The organism is Streptomyces sp. NPDC093546, from assembly GCF_044765045.1.
Taxonomy (GTDB): domain Bacteria; phylum Actinomycetota; class Actinomycetes; order Streptomycetales; family Streptomycetaceae; genus Streptomyces.
Window position 1 is genome coordinate 143,161 of the sequence record NZ_JBIWJG010000010.1, and the last position, 14,323, is coordinate 157,483.

A 14,323-nucleotide genomic window follows, 5' to 3' on the forward strand; every position below is an offset into this window, starting at 1 on the left:
AGTCCGGGCGGCCGCTGCCGCCCGCGACCGGGTACCCGGGACCCGGCGCCGGAGCGGTCGACCGCCTCATCCGGTCGGGTCGCCGGCCGGCCGGGCGCGGTCGTCCCGGGTCGGGTCGTTCGGCTCGCCGAGCAGTACGTCAACGCCGCCCGTGCCCGTGGGGGCCTCCCCGGGAGCCCCGGCGCGCGGGTGCATCCGGTTGCCGACGCTCCGGTACGTGAACGGCAGGCCGGACAGCCGCTCGGGAAGCAGGCAGTTCTTGCCGTCCACCACCACGGCGGGCGGGGCCATCCGGGCGCCCAGCTCCGACCAGTCGGCCTCGATCGTCTCGGGCCACTCGGTGAGGACGACCGCCGCGCGGGCGCCCTCGACGGCCGTCCGGAGGTCCGGGCACGGCCGGGCGCCGGGGAAGAGGCGGCCCAGGTGCTCGGCGTCCATGGCGGGGTCCCAGACGCGTACGCCGGCCGCGTCCTCGAGCAGGTGCGGCACGACGACGCGGCTCGGCGCCGCCCGCATGTCGTCGCTCCACGGCTCGTAGCGCGCCCCCAGGACGGCGACCTCACAGCGGGCCAGGTCGTCACCGAGCTCGGCGCGGAGCGTTTCGCGGACGAGCCCCGGCTGTGCGCGGTTGACCGCGACCGCCGCGTCCAGCAGCGGAGTGGGCAGGCCACGGGCCACCGCCCAGTGCGTCAGCGCGGCGGTGTCCTTGGGCAGGCACGAGTCACCGAAGCCCAGCCCGGGCTGGAGGAAGGCGTGCCCGATGCGCGGGTCGAGGCCCACCCCCTGCATCACGTGGTCGATGTTCAGCTCCGGAGCCGTGCACAGCCGTGCGAACTCGTTCGCGAAGCTGATCTTCATGGCGAGGAAGGTGTTGCTGGCGTACTTGACCATCTCCGCCGACGCCGGAGTCATCACCACCCAGGGGCAGGCCAGCGGCCCGTACAACTCCTGGAGCGCCGGCAGGACCACGGCCTGCGACCACAGGCCGACCACCACCCGCGACGGCGCCGACCAGTCGTCCAGGGCGCTGCCCTGGTTGAGGAACTCGGGGGTGTAGGCGTACCGGTCCCGCAACTGGGGGTACGCCACGAGGAAGCCGTCGCTCGTGCCCGGCGGAACCGTGGACTTCAGCACCACGTACGGCGCCGGCAGCAGGGCGGCCGCCTCCCCGAGCGCGACCCCGACCTGGGACAGGTCCGCCGAGCCGTCCGCGGTGGGCGGGGAGCCCACGGTGATCAGCACGAGGTCGAAGGGTTCCCGCAGGTGCGTGTGCGCGAGGTCGGGGGCGAACCGCAGCCGCCCGGTCCCCAGGGCGAGGGACAGCTCCTCCTGGAGACCGGGCTCCGACACGGGCGCACGGCCGGCCGTCAACGACTCCAGGCGCGTCGCGTCCCGTTCGATGCCGGTCACGTGGTGGCCCTGCCGTGCGAGGGCGACCGCTCCGGCCACTCCCACGTAGCCCTGCCCGACGACGGCGACACGCATAGGGGGCTCCTGACGCTGGTCCGGTCCGGTGTGGCGGCCAGCCCAGCTTCACCGCGCCCCCACCGCCCGGCCACCCGCCGAGGGCGGAAGGGTGACCGGCCTGTCCGTCCACCGCGGCGACGGAGCGCTCTTGCCCTGTTCACGACAGTACGGAAGGCTTACGGAAGCCCGACGACCACAGGGCACGGGCCTGCGGGCCGACGAGGGAACGCGGGACCACGACGCGGACGAGGGGGAGACCGGACATGGCTCTGGACAAGGGACTCGACTGGCTGCTGGACGACCTGACGCAGCGGGTCGCGTACATACGGCATGCCCTGGTGCTGTCCAACGACGGCCTGGTGACGGGGGCGAGCAGTGGTCTCGCCCGTGAGGACGCGGAGCACCTCGCCGCGGTCTCCTCGGGGCTGCACAGCCTCGCCCGCGGGTCCGGGCGCCACTTCGGGGCCGGCAACGCACGGCAGACGATGGTCGAGTTCGACGAGGCGATGCTGTTCGTCACCGCCGCCGGCGAAGGCAGCTGCCTGTGCGTGCTGAGCGCCGCCGAGGCCGACGTCGGCCAGGTCGCCTACGAGATGACGCTGCTGGTCAACCGGGTCGGCGAGCACCTCGCGGTGGCCGCGCGGCGGCCCGGCGCCTGAGTTGTCCACAGGCCTGACGCGACCGGGACCCGTCGCGCTACCTTCGTGACACAGAGTGACGACGCACAGTGCGTCACCTTTCACGGGGGAGGACCGTCATGACGGCCACCGAAACCACCGCACGCACCCTCACCCTCGGGCGCGCGGCACAGAAACTCGCCCTGAAGCCCAGCGAGCTCGACCTCGCCGTCCAGCTCGGGCACGTGCGCACCGTGCCCGGGACCGGCGGTGGGCGGCGGCGCGTCGCCCAGACCGAGATCGACCGGCTGCGCGGCGCTCCCGACTTCCCGGACGGCCTGCGCGAGCGCGTTCGGACCGTGGGCACGGCCGAGGCGGCCGAGCTCGCCTCGATCACCGCCGACCGCTTCACCAAATTGGCCAGGACCGGACACCTCACGCCGGTCAGGTTCTACCTCAACCGCTACCGCGCCGTCGTCTGGCTCTACCTCGCCGGTGAGGTACGGGGGTTCGCCGCGCACCACCCGGAGCTCCTCACCGGCAGACTGCCCCACGCCCTGCGCGCCAGGCTCGACGCGGGGGACGACGCCCGCCCGCGCAACTGGCGCACCCGCCGCCTCGGCCTGCTGCTGCGCGGGGCGGAGGACCCGTGGGCGGCCGCGGCGGCCATCGCCACGCTGCTCGACCCGGTCCAGCTGGCCGAGGTGGTCGACGACCCGTACGAGCGCGCCTACCTCGACCGTCTGCGACCGGAGCCGCCCTACGGCCGCCCGGAGTCCCTCTCCGCCCGCGAGATCAGCGACCGGCTGCTGCTGGCGGACGAGCCCGACGAGATCCTGTGGCACCGCATCAACCTGGCGCTCGCCCTCGACGAAGCCCGCGCGGTACGGCAGGCGCCACGCCCGGACGGCGGCGTCACCACCGCGCCGGACCTTGCACGGGCCTCCACACGGCCACCGGTCCCCGCGCCGGCCCCCGCACCGGCCCCCGCGCTGCCGGCCGCGCGGCCCGCACCGGGGCGCAGCGGCCTGCTCGCCCGGCTCCGGCTGCGCCGCCGCAAGTCGGTGCTCGGGGTGCCGACCGGCCCGGGCCGGCGGGGGTGAACGCCTGGCGTGCCCGGGCGGGCGCGTGCACGATGTGGCGGTCCGCGTGCGTGCGGCGCGCCGGGCGTGCACCATGGCCGCATGCTGCTGGCCCGTCTCGCGGACGTCTCCCGCCAGGTCGCCGCCACCTCCGCGCGCTCGCGCAAGACCGCCGCCCTGGCCGACCTCTTCGCGGCGACCCCGCCCGAGGAGGCGCCGCTCGTCATCGCCTACCTCGCGGGCCGCCTCCCCCAGGGGCGGATCGGCGTCGGCTGGAGCACGCTCAAGGACCCCGTCTCGCCCGCCGCCGAGGCCATGCTGACCGTCGCCGACACCGATGCCGCGTTCACCGCCCTCGCTGAGGTCGCCGGCCCCGGCGCGCAGGCCGAGCGGCAGCGCCTCGTACGGGAACTGATGGGCGCCGCCACGCCGCCCGAGCAGGAGTTCCTGCTGCGGCTGCTCACGGGCGAGGTCCGCCAGGGCGCGCTGGACGCCGTGGCCCTCGAGGGCGTCGCCCTGGCGACCGCGGCACCGGCCGCGGACGTACGGCGCGCCGTGATGCTCGACGGGTCGCTGCCCCGCGTCGCCCAGGCGCTGCTCGCCGAGGGCCCGGCGGCCCTGGAGCGGTTCCGGCTCCGGGTCGGCAGCCCGGTGCAGCCCATGCTGGCGCACACGGCCAAGAGCGTCACCGAGGCGATCGCCACGCTCGGCCCGTGCGTCGTGGAGGAGAAGCTCGACGGCATCCGCGTCCAGGTGCACCGCTCCGGCGACGACGTCCGTGTCTACACCCGTTCGCTCGACGACATCACCGACCGCCTTCCCGAGATCACCGCGACCGCCCTCGGCCTGCCCGGCGACGAGTTCGTCCTGGACGGCGAGGTGATCGCCCTCGACACGGCCGGCCGCCCGGTCCCCTTCCAGGACATCGCCTCCCGCGTCGGCTCGCGCCTCGACGTGACGACCGCGGCGGCCGCGCTGCCCGTGTCACCGGTCTTCTTCGACGTCCTCGCGGCGGACGGCGATGTCCTGCTGGACCTGCCCGGCCGTGAGCGGCACGCGGTGCTCGCCCGCATGGTTCCCGAACCGACGCGGGTCCGCCGTACCGTCGTCGAGGACCCGTCCGACGCGGCCCGGGTGGAGGCGGCGGAGGCCTTCTTCGCCGACACCCTGCGCCGCGGCCACGAAGGCGTGCTGGTCAAAGGGCTCGACGCGCCGTACAGCGCGGGCCGGCGGGGCCGCTCCTGGCTCAAGGTGAAACCGGTCCACACGCTCGACCTGGTCGTCCTCGCCGCCGAGTGGGGCCACGGCCGCCGCACCGGACTGCTCTCCAACCTGCACCTGGGTGCGCGCGGTGCCGACGGCTCCTTCGTCATGCTGGGCAAGACGTTCAAGGGCCTGACCGACGCCATGCTCCGCTGGCAGACGGAACGGCTGCGTGAACTGGCCGTCGAGGACGACGGTTTCACCGTCCGCGTCCGCCCGGAGCTCGTCGTCGAGATCGCCTACGACGGCCTCCAGCGCTCACCCCGCTACCCCGCCGGGATCACGCTGCGCTTCGCCCGCGTCGTACGCCACCGCCCCGACAAGCGGGCCGAGGAGGCCGACACCGTCGACCAGGTGCTCGCGAGCGGCCCTCAGGGGGCGTCCCGCGTCGTGTAGCGGTGCCTGACCCACAACGGAAGGACGTACCAGCACACCAGGTACCAGCCCACCACCCCCGCGACCAGCCACGGCACGAAGTGGTCGCTGGTGGCGACCCGCAACACCAGGAACAGTGCCGACACCAGCGTCGCCAGCAGCAGCACGAGCCCGATGAAGGTCAGCCGGGACGCCCACTGCACCGTCTGGGGCTTGATCCGCCGCCCGGCCACGAGTCGGTGGAACGACACCGGGCCGATCAGCGCCCCGGTCGCGCAGGCGCCGAGCGCGACCGTCGTGATGTAGATGCCCTTGTCGGTGGACGTCAGCTCCTGGTACCGCGGAGTGAACACCACCGTGAGCAGGAAACCGAAGAGAATCTGCACACCCGTCTGGGCAACCCGTATCTCCTGGATCAGCTCGCCCCAGCGACGGTCCGCACGCTCCTCCTCCGTCTCGTTCCGCCCCCGCACCAATCCCGAGGTCCCTTTGGAGGCGCGTCCGGCGACACGTCCGGAGGCGCCTCTCTCATCCTGGTCTGCCATGCCTACCTCCCACGCTCCCTTGTAACCCGGCGGAGCCCGCTCAACCCACGCTCCCTTGTAACCCGGCGGAGCCCGCTCAACCGCGGCGGTACGGCAGCCGACGGAACTCCGCGGGTGTCGTGCCACCCGGGAGCGACCGGCGGCTCCCACACGTTCATGCTCGTACGCAAACGGGAAAGGGGTAGAGACGATATGACGACCCGCGCGGCGGTCTTCGACGTGGACGGCACCCTCGCCGACACCAATCACCTGCACGTCACCACCTGGTGGGAGGCGTTCCGGCAAGCCGGGCACGACGTACCCATGCACGCCGTCCACCGCTCCATCGGCCTGGGCTCCCACGACCTGATCGCCCGCCTCCTCGGCGAGGACCGCGACCGCGAACAGGACGACGCGCTCAGCGCCGCCCACAAAACCCTCTACGGCACCTACTTCGACCGGCTGCCCGCTTTCCGGGACGCGGGCCGGCTCCTGCGGACGCTGGCGGTGAACGGCTGGACGGTCGTCCTCGCCACCTCCGCCGGGGGAGCGGAGCTGTCCGCCCTGCGCCGTGCGATCGACGCCGACGACGCCATCACGGCGACCGCCAGCGCCGACGACGTGGAAGAGGGCAAACCCGCACCGGAGCCGGTGCGGCACGCCCTGGAACTGGCCGGGGCACCCGCCCGCGGCTCGGTCTTCGTGGGCGACACGGTGTGGGACATGCGGGCGGGCACCCGCGCCGGCGTCACCTGCGTGGGACTGCTGTGCGGCGGCATCCCGCGCGCCGACCTGACGGAGGCGGGGGCCGCCGTGATCCACGACGACCCCGCCGACCTGCTCGCGCACCTGGACGACGGTCCGCTCGGCCGCCCCACCCCCTGATCCGGCCGCCGCCCAGCCGCCCCACCCCCTGATCCGGCCGCCGCCCAGCCGCCTCCCGGAGCGCACCCGTCACTTGCCGAGCTCGCGCTGGAGCTCCGCCTTGTTCATGGACGACCGGCCCTGGACGCCCTTGCGCTTGGCCTCCTCGTACAACTGGTCGTACGTGGCCTCCTTGGAACCGCCACCACCCGACCGCCGACCGCCCTGCTGGGAGGACGACGAGCCCTGCTTCGACGACCCGCTCGACTTGCTTGACCCGCTCGACCCACTCGACTTGCTGGAGCTGGACTTGCCGGACTTGCTGGAGGACTTGGCCTCACCGGTCTGCGCCCGCTGCTTGTTCACCGTCCGGGCCGCGATCTCCTCCGACCGCTCCTCGCTCGCGCCGCGCTTCTTCGAGCTCTCCTTGATGTGCTCGTACTGCCGCTCCCGCTTGGGGCTGGATCCTGCGGGCATCGCTCCTCCTCACGGCCCCCCTTGCCTGTCCTCACCCTCGTACCAGGCACCCACCTCCGCAAACGCGCGCCCCAGATCCCGATTGGAGCTCCGGAGGCGAGGTATGCGGGACTGTACGACGCTGAACGGGTAGCCCCGCGGACCAAGGAGTGGAGCGACGTGGAGAACAAGGCAACGAACAACCACCCTGCGGACTGTGACGTCACCGTCCAGCTCACCGACTGCGATCGTGAGGAGGCGCGGATCGTCTTCGACACGCTCGACCACGTCTTCTCGGCCTGCGACGCGCCCCAGCCGGGACCGGAGCAGCGCCACGACCACGAGCCGACCGTCTGGGTGGCGACGTTCGACAGCTCGGCGCATTCGAGCGATCAGCCTCCCGGCCCGCCGCAACTCGAACACCCCGTACAGGCCCTGCTGACGGGCGACCACCACGCGGTGGCCGAAGTGGAGAAGGCGCTCGGCCGCCTCTTCGAGGTACGCACCTCCGAGTCGGTGTCCGGAGAGCACGAGAAGGAGTCGCGCCTGCTGCTCGCCCCGCGCTGAGGGCGCGGGCCCGGGGCGGCGGCACCCGCCGCCCGTTTCCGTCAGCGGACGTCGAAAAGACGCCTGGAGGCACCATGGCAGTACGGCACCGGTTGATCAGAAAGCCCCCCGAAGCGGTGTGGGCCGTCCTCGCGGACGGGTCGCGGTACGCCGACTGGGTCGTCGGCACCGACTCGTCCCGCCAGAAGGACGACAACTGGCCGAAGGTCGGCTCCGAGATCGCGTACACCGTGCGCCTCGGCCCGTACACGGCCGAGGGCGACACCGTCGTCCGCATCTGCGACCCGCCCCGGACCCTGGAGCTGGAGGCCCGCAGCGGCGCCCTCGGCACCGCCCGGATCGCCATCGAGATTCGCCCCTGGGGGGACGAGACGCTCGTCGTCCTCGACGAGCACCCGCTGCGCGGGCCCGGCGGCCTCCTGCACAACACGGTCCTCGACGCCCTGCTGCAACTGCGCCACCGGGCCATGCTGGGCCGCCTCGCCGACCTGGTCGAGCGGACCGCCACCGACACCGGGCCCGCCGAAGCCCGCACCGCCGACGCCCCCTGAGAGCCGGGCCGGCGGGCGGAGACGGACGCAGACGGGGACGCAGACGGGCTGAGACGGACGGAGAGAGCGATGTCCCGGACACCGGCACCGGACTGGCACACCCCCGCCCTGGAGACCACCGCGCCCGACGCGGTCGTCATCGGAGCGGGGCCCAACGGGCTCGTCGCGGCCAACCTCCTCGCCGACGCCGGGTGGCGCGTCGAGGTCCTGGAAGCCAACGACGAGCCCGGCGGGGCGGTCCGCAGCGACCGGGGCGTGGACGCGGAGTACGTCAGCGACCTCTTCAGCGCCTTCTACCCGCTCGCCGCCGCCTCGCCCGTCATCGCCCGCCTGAACCTCCACGAGGAGGGGCTGCACTGGAGCCACGCTCCCCGCGTCCTCGCCCACCCCCTGAGCGACGGCCGCTGCGCCGTGCTGGAGCGGGACCGGGCGGCCACGGCGACCGGACTCGAACAGTTCGCCCCCGGCGACGGCCTCGCCTGGGACGGCCTGTGCGACATCTGGGACCGGCTCGGCGACGACATCCTGGGCGCCCTCTTCACCCCCTTCCCGCCGCTGCGCTCCTCGGCCCGCCTGCTCGCCCGGCTGCGCGCCGCCGGGGGCCTGCACCTCGCCCGTACGCTGCTGCTGCCCGTGCGCCGCCTGGGCGAGGAGGAGTTCCACGGCGAGGGCGGCCGGCTGCTCCTGGCGGGCAACGCCCTGCACGCGGACCTCGCGCCCGAGTCGGCGGGCAGCGGCGGGTTCGGCTGGCTGATGTCCATGCTGGGCCAGACCGTCGGCTACCCCGTCCCGATCGGCGGCTCCAGCGCCCTCACCGCCGCCCTCGTACGGCGCCTGGAGCGGCGCGGAGGGTTGCTGCGCTGCGGAGAGCGGGTCGCGGAGGTCGTCGTACGCTCCGGGCGGGCCGTGGCGGTCCGCACCGACGACGGCGAGACGGTGCCGGCCGGCCGGGCGGTCCTCGCCGACGTGGCCGTACCGACGCTGTACGGGGACCTCGTCGCCCCCGAGCACCTGCCCGCACGGCTCCTGGACGACGTGCGCCGCTTCCAGTGGGACTGGGCCACCTTCAAGGTCGACTGGGCCCTGTCCGGACCCGTGCCGTGGACCGCCGAGCAGGCCGTCGGCGCGGGCACCGTGCACGTGGCCGACGGCATGGACGAGCTGACCCGCTTCGCGGCCCAGATCGCCATGGGCCGGGTGCCCGACCGGCCGTTCCTCCTCGTCGGCCAGATGACCACCGCCGACCCGACCCGCTCGCCGCCGGGGACCGAGTCGGCCTGGGCGTACACCCACGTCCCGCACGACGTACGCGGCGACGCGGGCGACGACGCCCTCACGGGGACCTGGGACCGGCGCGAGCGGGAGGCGATGGCCGACCGCGTCGAGGCGCAGGTCGAACGGTTCGCCCCCGGCTTCCGCGCCCGCATCCGCGCGCGCCGCGTCCTCGCGCCGCCCACCCTGCAGGCCATGGACGCCAACCTCCGCGACGGTGCCGTCAACGGCGGCACGACCGCCCTGCACCAGCAGCTCGTCTTCCGCCCGCTCCCGGGCACCGGCCGCCCCGAGACGCCCGTCGAGGGCCTGTACCTCGCGTCGGCGGGGGCACATCCCGGGGGCGGCGTGCACGGCGCCCCCGGCGCGAACGCGGCGCGCGCCGCGCTGCGCAGCACGCGCCCGGTCCGCCGCACACTGGCCCGCGCGCAGGGCGCCCTGGCGAGCAGGGGCCGCCGGGGCCGCCTCTGAAGACCTGCGGAGGAGCTGCCACGGACGACGTCATGGGCGCATGCTGGGTGAGTGGGGTCGCGCGGTCGCCCGCCGGCTCCACCGAACGGCATGGAGCGGAGGTGAGGAGCCATGGCTGTCGGGGAGAAGGTCCTGCTGGTGGACGACCACGAGGACAACCTGCTCGCACTGCAGTGCGCCATCGCGCCACTCGGCTACCCCATGGAACTGGCGACCAGCGGCGACGGCGCCCTCAAGGCGGTGCTGCGCGGCGGGATCGCCGTCGCCGTCCTCGACGTCGTCATGCCGATGCTGGGCGGCCTGGACGTTCTGCTCTACATGCAGCGGGTCGAACACACCCGCCACATCCCGGTGGTCCTGGTCACCGGCTGGGGCGCCGGCGCGCAGGTCCAGCGAGAAGCGCTGCGCCTGGGGGCCGCCGACCTCCTCGTCAAACCGATCGACCCGTGGGCGCTCCGCATCAAGGTGGGCTACCTCCACGGCACCAGCCGACGCCTTTCACCGGCATAGGACTCGAGGCGCCTCTCCGCCCGCGGCTCACCGTGCTCCGCCCGACCGCCCCGGAGCCCGCCGACCCGAAGACGACCGACCCGAAGACGACCGACCCGGGGACCGCTCCTCCTGTGCCGCTTTCTCGGCCGCCTCCTCGGCCCGTCGGCGCGCCCGGCGCGCCTCGCGCTCGGCCTCCCGGGCACGGTCCCGCGCCTCACGAGCCTCGGCGGCGGCCGTGTGCCGCCGCTCCTCGGCGTCTCTCAGCTCCGCGGCCAGGGCTGCGGCCCGGCGCTCCGCCTCGTGCAGCTGCGCCTCGGCGCGCTCCCGGTCCGCCTGCGCCCGCCGGTGCCGCTCCTCCCGCTCGTGTGCTTCCCGCTCGGTCTCCGCGGCCTCCTGCCGGGCCCGCTCCAGCCGCGCCCGCCGCTCCTCCTCGGCCTCCCGCTCCTCCTTCCCCTCCCGTGCCTTCTCCGGGGTGTCCGGCGGGCGGCGCCGCGGCCGCTCCGCCACGGCGGCCGGCGCCGCCGCCGTGAAGCCGACCGGCGCGGACAGAGGTCTCACCAGCCGCCCGGCCGCCCACTCCTCGGCCGCCTCCGGGTCCGTGAGCGCCGCGTTCAGCGTCGCTTCGACCTCGCGCAGCACGTCCTCGCCGACCGGCTGCCCCGCCTGGGCCGCGAGCTGCCCCGCCTCCCGCGCGAGCGCCCTGACCACGAGGTGGCGGCGGTGACCGAGGTCCCGCAGCCGCTCCCCGTCGAGCTCGTGGTGGGCCCGCCGCAGGGCCTCGCCGAGGGCGACGAGCGACCGTGTCTCCTCACGCCGCTCCCGTACGAGCAGATTGCTGGTCCACGCGGCCAGGGTGGGCTTCCGCAGGGCTCCGATCCGGTCCGCGAGCGCCGGGTCACCGGCCCTGCGGGCTTCGACGGCCCGCGCGTTACGGGCCGCCGTGAAGCGGTCGGGCCGCAGCCCGTAGAGCTCGTCGGCGACGCTGTCCAGATCCCGCATAGGACCACTGTGGCCGTCCGTGCCGGGTTTCTCCTCCCGGGAGCGTGGCAGTCGTGGCAGACGCGGGAGCGGCAGGCGTACGCACCGTCGCAGTCGTAAAGCGAAGGAAACTGGCCATCTTTCCGTCTCTCCGGGCTCCGGCTCGCGGGTGTGGGCGGCCGCTGAGGGAGGGCCGGACGGATGCCGGGTCAAGAAGTGGTATACGAAACGTAATGTGCGCGGAGCGGGCAAGAGCCCGGGAAAGAGCAGGGAAACTCTGGCCGTCACTCAGGGTACGCACAGGGAACGACGGCCCGCACGGCCGTCTTGGTGCCGGCCGTGCGGGCCGCGAGAGGAGGGCGTCGGGGCAGTTCGGCCCGCTCGTTTCGCCCTCCGATGCCGGCACGCACACGTGCCGCGCAGACTCAGAAAGCGAAGACGCTGTCGCTTTCGGTCTGCATCACACAGGAATTGGGGAATGTGCGGGCGTAATCCACGCGCCGGCCTTCCCAGACGCCTTGCGCGGTGACGACCACCGGGTCGTAGATCTTGATGCAGGGCCGCTGCTCGTCCCCGCCGAGCTTGTCGAACTCGCCCTGCGCCGCACGCAGTTCCGCGCACGCCCGCTGCGGCGCCGGGTGCGTGCCGCCGGGGGTGGGGGCGCAGGTCAGGGTGGTCGCCCGCAGGGGCGTCGAGGACGCGACGTCCTCGCCCTGCCCCATGGTGAGGACGAGTGCGCTCGGGGCGTAGAGCCGCTGCCCGGCCTCGGCGTGCTCCGCGGCCTGCGCTGCGGTCAGCGGGCCGAGGGTCGCGGCGGTGACGAGGCCGCATATGAAGGCGCGCTTTAACAGTGTCCGCATGGTGTGAATCCTCTCGCTTGGTTTTCCGGTGGGGTGCGATGGACACACTGCCTCGCGCAGGCTGTTGACGCACATTCAGGGGCGCTTTTCAGTTTTGTCTGTTATTCAAGCAGTGACGCGAAACCGCCTTCCATCCAGGCCCGGCCGGGCCGCCCGACACCCCGTCACCAGCCCGTACGGGGGCGCCCGATACGGTTCAAGACTTCACGATGCGTAGAACCCTGCGGTCCGGGGCCGGGTCAACACGGCTGAAACGTAACGGCAACATGGCTCAGGGTGGCGCTGGAGCCACCTTTCATCTGAAGGTAATGTTCAGGCAAAGTCAGCGAAGTCGCAGTGGCGCACGCTCGCATAAACGCCGCACCACGGTGTCGTGCGCCCCGACGGCTGCCGCGGAGACCCCGCGGTCCGCCGACCCCTGTCCATGACCCGACCACACCGCGCCCCGGCCACGGCCCGGAGCGCAGGAGGCAGGCCACGATGTACCACCCAGAAGCCGCTGTTCCTGACCGGGCGGCCGCCCACCGACCGGACCGGCACGGGGAGTTCGGGCCGCTGTGAGCCGCCCGGCCCTCTTCCGTGACCCGCTCGGCCCCCTCGCCGTCCGACGTCCGCTGCCCGCCGCCCCTGTCGGCGGACCGCACCGCTAGGAACACACCCTCATGTTCACCGCTTTCAAAGACCCTTCCGTGCTGCGCCGCGACTTCCTCGCGTCGCTCGTCGTCTTCCTCGTCGCCGTGCCCCTGTGCGTGGGTGTGGCGGTCGCCTCCGGCGTGCCCGCCGAACTGGGCCTGATCACCGGCATCGTCGGCGGACTCGTCGTCGGCGCGCTGCCCGGCAGCTCCCTTCAGGTGAGCGGCCCCGCCGCGGGCATGACCGTGCTCGTCTTCGAGGCCGTGAGCGAGTTCGGCCTCGCCGCGCTCGGCGCCATCGTGCTCATATCGGGGCTGCTCCAACTCGCCCTCGGAGCCCTGCGGTTCGGCCGCTGGTTCCGGGCCATCTCGGTCGCCGTCGTCCAGGGCATGCTCGCGGGCATCGGCCTGGTCATCGTCCTCGGCCAGCTGTACGCGATGGCCGACACCACCCAGCCCTCCGGCGGCCTCGGCAAGCTCGCCGGACTGCCCTCGCTGGCCGTCTCCGTCGCCTCCGGAGGCACCGCGCTCACCGCGTTCCTCCTCGGCGCGGGCACCATCGCCGTCCTCGTCCTGTGGCCGCGGCTGCCCGCCCGGGTCCGAGTGGTGCCCGGTCCGCTGGCCGCGGTGGGGCTGGCCACCGCCGTGGCCGCGCTGTTCGAGCTGCCCGCCGCCAAGGTCGAGGTGCAGGGTCTGCTGGAAGCCGTCCAGCCGCCCGGCCTCGGTGACTTCGCCGACCTCGCCGGGATGGCGGCGATCGGGACGGTACTCGCCTTCACCCTGATCGCCTCCGCCGAGAGCCTGTTCAGCGCGGCCGCGGTGGACCGTATGCACGACGGTCCGCGCACCGACTACGACAAGGAGCTCATGGCACAGGGCGTCGGCAACACGATCTGCGGGGCGCTCGGCGCCCTGCCGATGACCGCCGTGATCGTACGCAGCGCGGCCAACGTGCATGCGGGCGCCCGCACATCGCTCTCGCGCTTCCTGCACGGGCTGTGGCTGCTGCTGTTCGCGGCGCTGCTGCCCGCCACGATCGGGGCCGTTCCGCTCGCCGCGCTCGCCGGCGTCCTGGTGCACGCGGGTTGCAAGCTCGTACCGGTCGGGGACCTCGGCCCGCTGTGGCGTGAGCACCGGGGCGAGGCAGTCGTCCTCGGCGTGACCGCCCTGGCCATCCTGTTCACCAACCTCTTCGAAGGAGTCCTGCTGGGGCTGCTGCTCGCCGTGTGCAAGACCGCGTGGGAGACCTCCCACCTCCACGTCGAGGTCCGGGAGCTCACCGGGGGGCGGCTCGTGGCCGCCCTCACCGGCAACGCCACCTTCCTGCGGCTGCCGAAGATCCTGGAGCGGCTGGAGGGCCTGCCCCAGGACCGGCCCATCGAGCTGGACCTGTCCGGGGTGCGTCACCTCGACCACGCGTGCCGGGTCGCCCTGGAGAACTGGGCGCTCCGCCACAACGACGCCGGGACCGAGCCGGTCCGCCTGCTCCACTTGGCCCCGGCGGGCCCGGGAGCCCCGGAGGCCCCCACGGATCCGGCGGCTCAGCCCCCGGCGGTGTCGAGGGCGTAGCCGACGACGGACCAGGGCGTCAGCCGGTCCTTCTTGACCAGCCCGACGGCCTGGTCCGATTCGTGCCCACCGGGCTGTCCCGCGGGCTGTCCCGCAGGCTGCCCCACGGGCTGCTCGGCGGCCTGTGCCGTGGCCGCGGTCCCGGCGCCGGCGCCGATCAGCGCGCCGGCGACCGCGGCCACGGCGGCGGTGCGGAGATGCATGGTACGGGCGGAACGGATGTTCACGGTTCCCCTCTCGACGTCGTCAGTCCTGAGTCCTGCCGGAGATCAACGACGGGGAG

The 14,323-nt window shown here is 73.8% G+C and carries 15 protein-coding genes; 9 read left to right on the top strand and 6 right to left on the bottom strand.

Annotated features, from left to right (window positions below; translation table 11 throughout):
* Positions 1-66: 66 nt before the first annotated feature.
* Entirely contained in the window at positions 67-1,485 is a 1,419-nt protein-coding gene (locus ACIRNI_RS22260; RefSeq protein WP_403553534.1) for a UDP-glucose dehydrogenase family protein, read from the bottom strand.
* A 245-nt stretch (positions 1,486-1,730) separates the two neighbouring features.
* Here ACIRNI_RS22260 and ACIRNI_RS22265 point away from each other — a divergent pair, with 245 nt between their 5' ends.
* The 3 genes from ACIRNI_RS22265 (at position 1,731) to ACIRNI_RS22275 (ending at position 4,825) form a co-directional block, all read left to right on the top strand.
* Positions 1,731-2,126, top strand: a complete 396-nt coding sequence (locus tag ACIRNI_RS22265; protein ID WP_355361445.1) for a roadblock/LC7 domain-containing protein — start codon at positions 1,731-1,733, stop codon at positions 2,124-2,126.
* A 98-nt stretch (positions 2,127-2,224) separates the two neighbouring features.
* Positions 2,225-3,187, top strand: a complete 963-nt coding sequence (locus ACIRNI_RS22270; protein ID WP_403553536.1) for a DUF6397 family protein — start codon at positions 2,225-2,227, stop codon at positions 3,185-3,187.
* Between the two features lie 81 nt (positions 3,188-3,268).
* On the top strand, positions 3,269-4,825 hold the full coding sequence (locus ACIRNI_RS22275; RefSeq protein ID WP_403553538.1) for an ATP-dependent DNA ligase: 1,557 nt from the start codon (positions 3,269-3,271) through the stop codon (positions 4,823-4,825).
* Here the strand turns inward: ACIRNI_RS22275 and ACIRNI_RS22280 are convergent.
* Positions 4,801-5,277, bottom strand: a complete 477-nt coding sequence (locus ACIRNI_RS22280; RefSeq protein WP_403553540.1) for a DUF6328 family protein — start codon at positions 5,275-5,277, stop codon at positions 4,801-4,803. The genes ACIRNI_RS22275 and ACIRNI_RS22280 overlap by 25 nt on opposite strands.
* Before the next feature lie 264 nt (positions 5,278-5,541).
* Here ACIRNI_RS22280 and ACIRNI_RS22285 point away from each other — a divergent pair, with 264 nt between their 5' ends.
* Positions 5,542-6,213 carry an HAD family hydrolase gene (locus ACIRNI_RS22285; RefSeq protein ID WP_403553542.1) on the top strand — a complete coding sequence of 224 codons (672 nt, stop codon included), beginning with the start codon at positions 5,542-5,544 and terminating at the stop codon, positions 6,211-6,213.
* 69 nt (positions 6,214-6,282) lie between these two features.
* Here ACIRNI_RS22285 and ACIRNI_RS22290 read toward each other — a convergent pair whose 3' ends face one another.
* Positions 6,283-6,669 carry a plasmid stabilization protein gene (locus tag ACIRNI_RS22290; RefSeq protein ID WP_403553544.1) on the bottom strand — a complete coding sequence of 129 codons (387 nt, stop codon included), beginning with the start codon at positions 6,667-6,669 and terminating at the stop codon, positions 6,283-6,285.
* Positions 6,670-6,828: 159 nt separating this feature from the next.
* Here ACIRNI_RS22290 and ACIRNI_RS22295 point away from each other — a divergent pair, with 159 nt between their 5' ends.
* From ACIRNI_RS22295 to ACIRNI_RS22310, 4 genes are all read left to right on the top strand, one after another.
* Positions 6,829-7,215 (top strand): hypothetical protein, encoded by a 387-nt coding sequence (locus ACIRNI_RS22295; RefSeq protein ID WP_403553546.1) that lies wholly within the window; start codon positions 6,829-6,831, stop codon positions 7,213-7,215.
* Between the two features lie 74 nt (positions 7,216-7,289).
* Complete coding sequence (locus ACIRNI_RS22300) at positions 7,290-7,766, top strand: SRPBCC family protein (RefSeq protein ID WP_403553548.1); 477 nt, start codon at positions 7,290-7,292, stop codon at positions 7,764-7,766.
* Positions 7,767-7,835: 69 nt separating this feature from the next.
* Positions 7,836-9,509: a phytoene desaturase family protein gene (locus ACIRNI_RS22305; protein WP_403553550.1), complete on the top strand. Its 1,674-nt coding sequence runs from the start codon at positions 7,836-7,838 to the stop codon at positions 9,507-9,509.
* Positions 9,510-9,620: 111 nt separating this feature from the next.
* The gene (locus ACIRNI_RS22310; protein ID WP_403553552.1) at positions 9,621-10,019 is read left to right on the top strand and encodes a two-component system response regulator; all 399 of its coding nucleotides are present in this window, start codon (positions 9,621-9,623) and stop codon (positions 10,017-10,019) included.
* Between the two features lie 27 nt (positions 10,020-10,046).
* Here ACIRNI_RS22310 and ACIRNI_RS22315 read toward each other — a convergent pair whose 3' ends face one another.
* Together ACIRNI_RS22315 and ACIRNI_RS22320 are read right to left on the bottom strand one after the other, a co-directional pair.
* Positions 10,047-11,000 (bottom strand): hypothetical protein, encoded by a 954-nt coding sequence (locus tag ACIRNI_RS22315; RefSeq protein ID WP_403553554.1) that lies wholly within the window; start codon positions 10,998-11,000, stop codon positions 10,047-10,049.
* Positions 11,001-11,404: 404 nt separating this feature from the next.
* Positions 11,405-11,839 carry a subtilase-type protease inhibitor gene (locus ACIRNI_RS22320; RefSeq protein ID WP_403553556.1) on the bottom strand — a complete coding sequence of 145 codons (435 nt, stop codon included), beginning with the start codon at positions 11,837-11,839 and terminating at the stop codon, positions 11,405-11,407.
* Positions 11,840-12,501: 662 nt separating this feature from the next.
* Here ACIRNI_RS22320 and ACIRNI_RS22325 point away from each other — a divergent pair.
* On the top strand, positions 12,502-14,040 hold the full coding sequence (locus tag ACIRNI_RS22325) for a SulP family inorganic anion transporter (RefSeq protein WP_403553558.1): 1,539 nt from the start codon (positions 12,502-12,504) through the stop codon (positions 14,038-14,040).
* Here ACIRNI_RS22325 and ACIRNI_RS22330 read toward each other — a convergent pair.
* Entirely contained in the window at positions 14,013-14,243 is a 231-nt protein-coding gene (locus ACIRNI_RS22330; protein WP_403553560.1) for a hypothetical protein, read from the bottom strand. The genes ACIRNI_RS22325 and ACIRNI_RS22330 overlap by 28 nt on opposite strands.
* Positions 14,244-14,323 lie beyond the last annotated feature (80 nt).

Excerpts from the sequence above, each read along its gene's own strand:
- ACIRNI_RS22275 (WP_403553538.1), top strand. The coding sequence starts at position 3,269 with ATGCTGCTGGCCCGTCTCGCGGACGTCTCCCGCCAGGTCGCCGCCACC.
- ACIRNI_RS22265 (WP_355361445.1), top strand. The coding sequence starts at position 1,731 with ATGGCTCTGGACAAGGGACTCGACTGGCTGCTGGACGACCTGACGCAG.
- ACIRNI_RS22305 (WP_403553550.1), top strand. The coding sequence starts at position 7,836 with ATGTCCCGGACACCGGCACCGGACTGGCACACCCCCGCCCTGGAGACC.
- ACIRNI_RS22330 (WP_403553560.1), bottom strand. The coding sequence starts at position 14,243 with ATGCATCTCCGCACCGCCGCCGTGGCCGCGGTCGCCGGCGCGCTGATC.
- ACIRNI_RS22315 (WP_403553554.1), bottom strand. The coding sequence starts at position 11,000 with ATGCGGGATCTGGACAGCGTCGCCGACGAGCTCTACGGGCTGCGGCCC.
- ACIRNI_RS22285 (WP_403553542.1), top strand. The coding sequence starts at position 5,542 with ATGACGACCCGCGCGGCGGTCTTCGACGTGGACGGCACCCTCGCCGAC.
- ACIRNI_RS22310 (WP_403553552.1), top strand. The coding sequence starts at position 9,621 with ATGGCTGTCGGGGAGAAGGTCCTGCTGGTGGACGACCACGAGGACAAC.
- ACIRNI_RS22300 (WP_403553548.1), top strand. The coding sequence starts at position 7,290 with ATGGCAGTACGGCACCGGTTGATCAGAAAGCCCCCCGAAGCGGTGTGG.
- ACIRNI_RS22290 (WP_403553544.1), bottom strand. The coding sequence starts at position 6,669 with ATGCCCGCAGGATCCAGCCCCAAGCGGGAGCGGCAGTACGAGCACATC.
- ACIRNI_RS22260 (WP_403553534.1), bottom strand. The coding sequence starts at position 1,485 with ATGCGTGTCGCCGTCGTCGGGCAGGGCTACGTGGGAGTGGCCGGAGCG.
- ACIRNI_RS22325 (WP_403553558.1), top strand. The coding sequence starts at position 12,502 with ATGTTCACCGCTTTCAAAGACCCTTCCGTGCTGCGCCGCGACTTCCTC.
- ACIRNI_RS22320 (WP_403553556.1), bottom strand. The coding sequence starts at position 11,839 with ATGCGGACACTGTTAAAGCGCGCCTTCATATGCGGCCTCGTCACCGCC.
- ACIRNI_RS22270 (WP_403553536.1), top strand. The coding sequence starts at position 2,225 with ATGACGGCCACCGAAACCACCGCACGCACCCTCACCCTCGGGCGCGCG.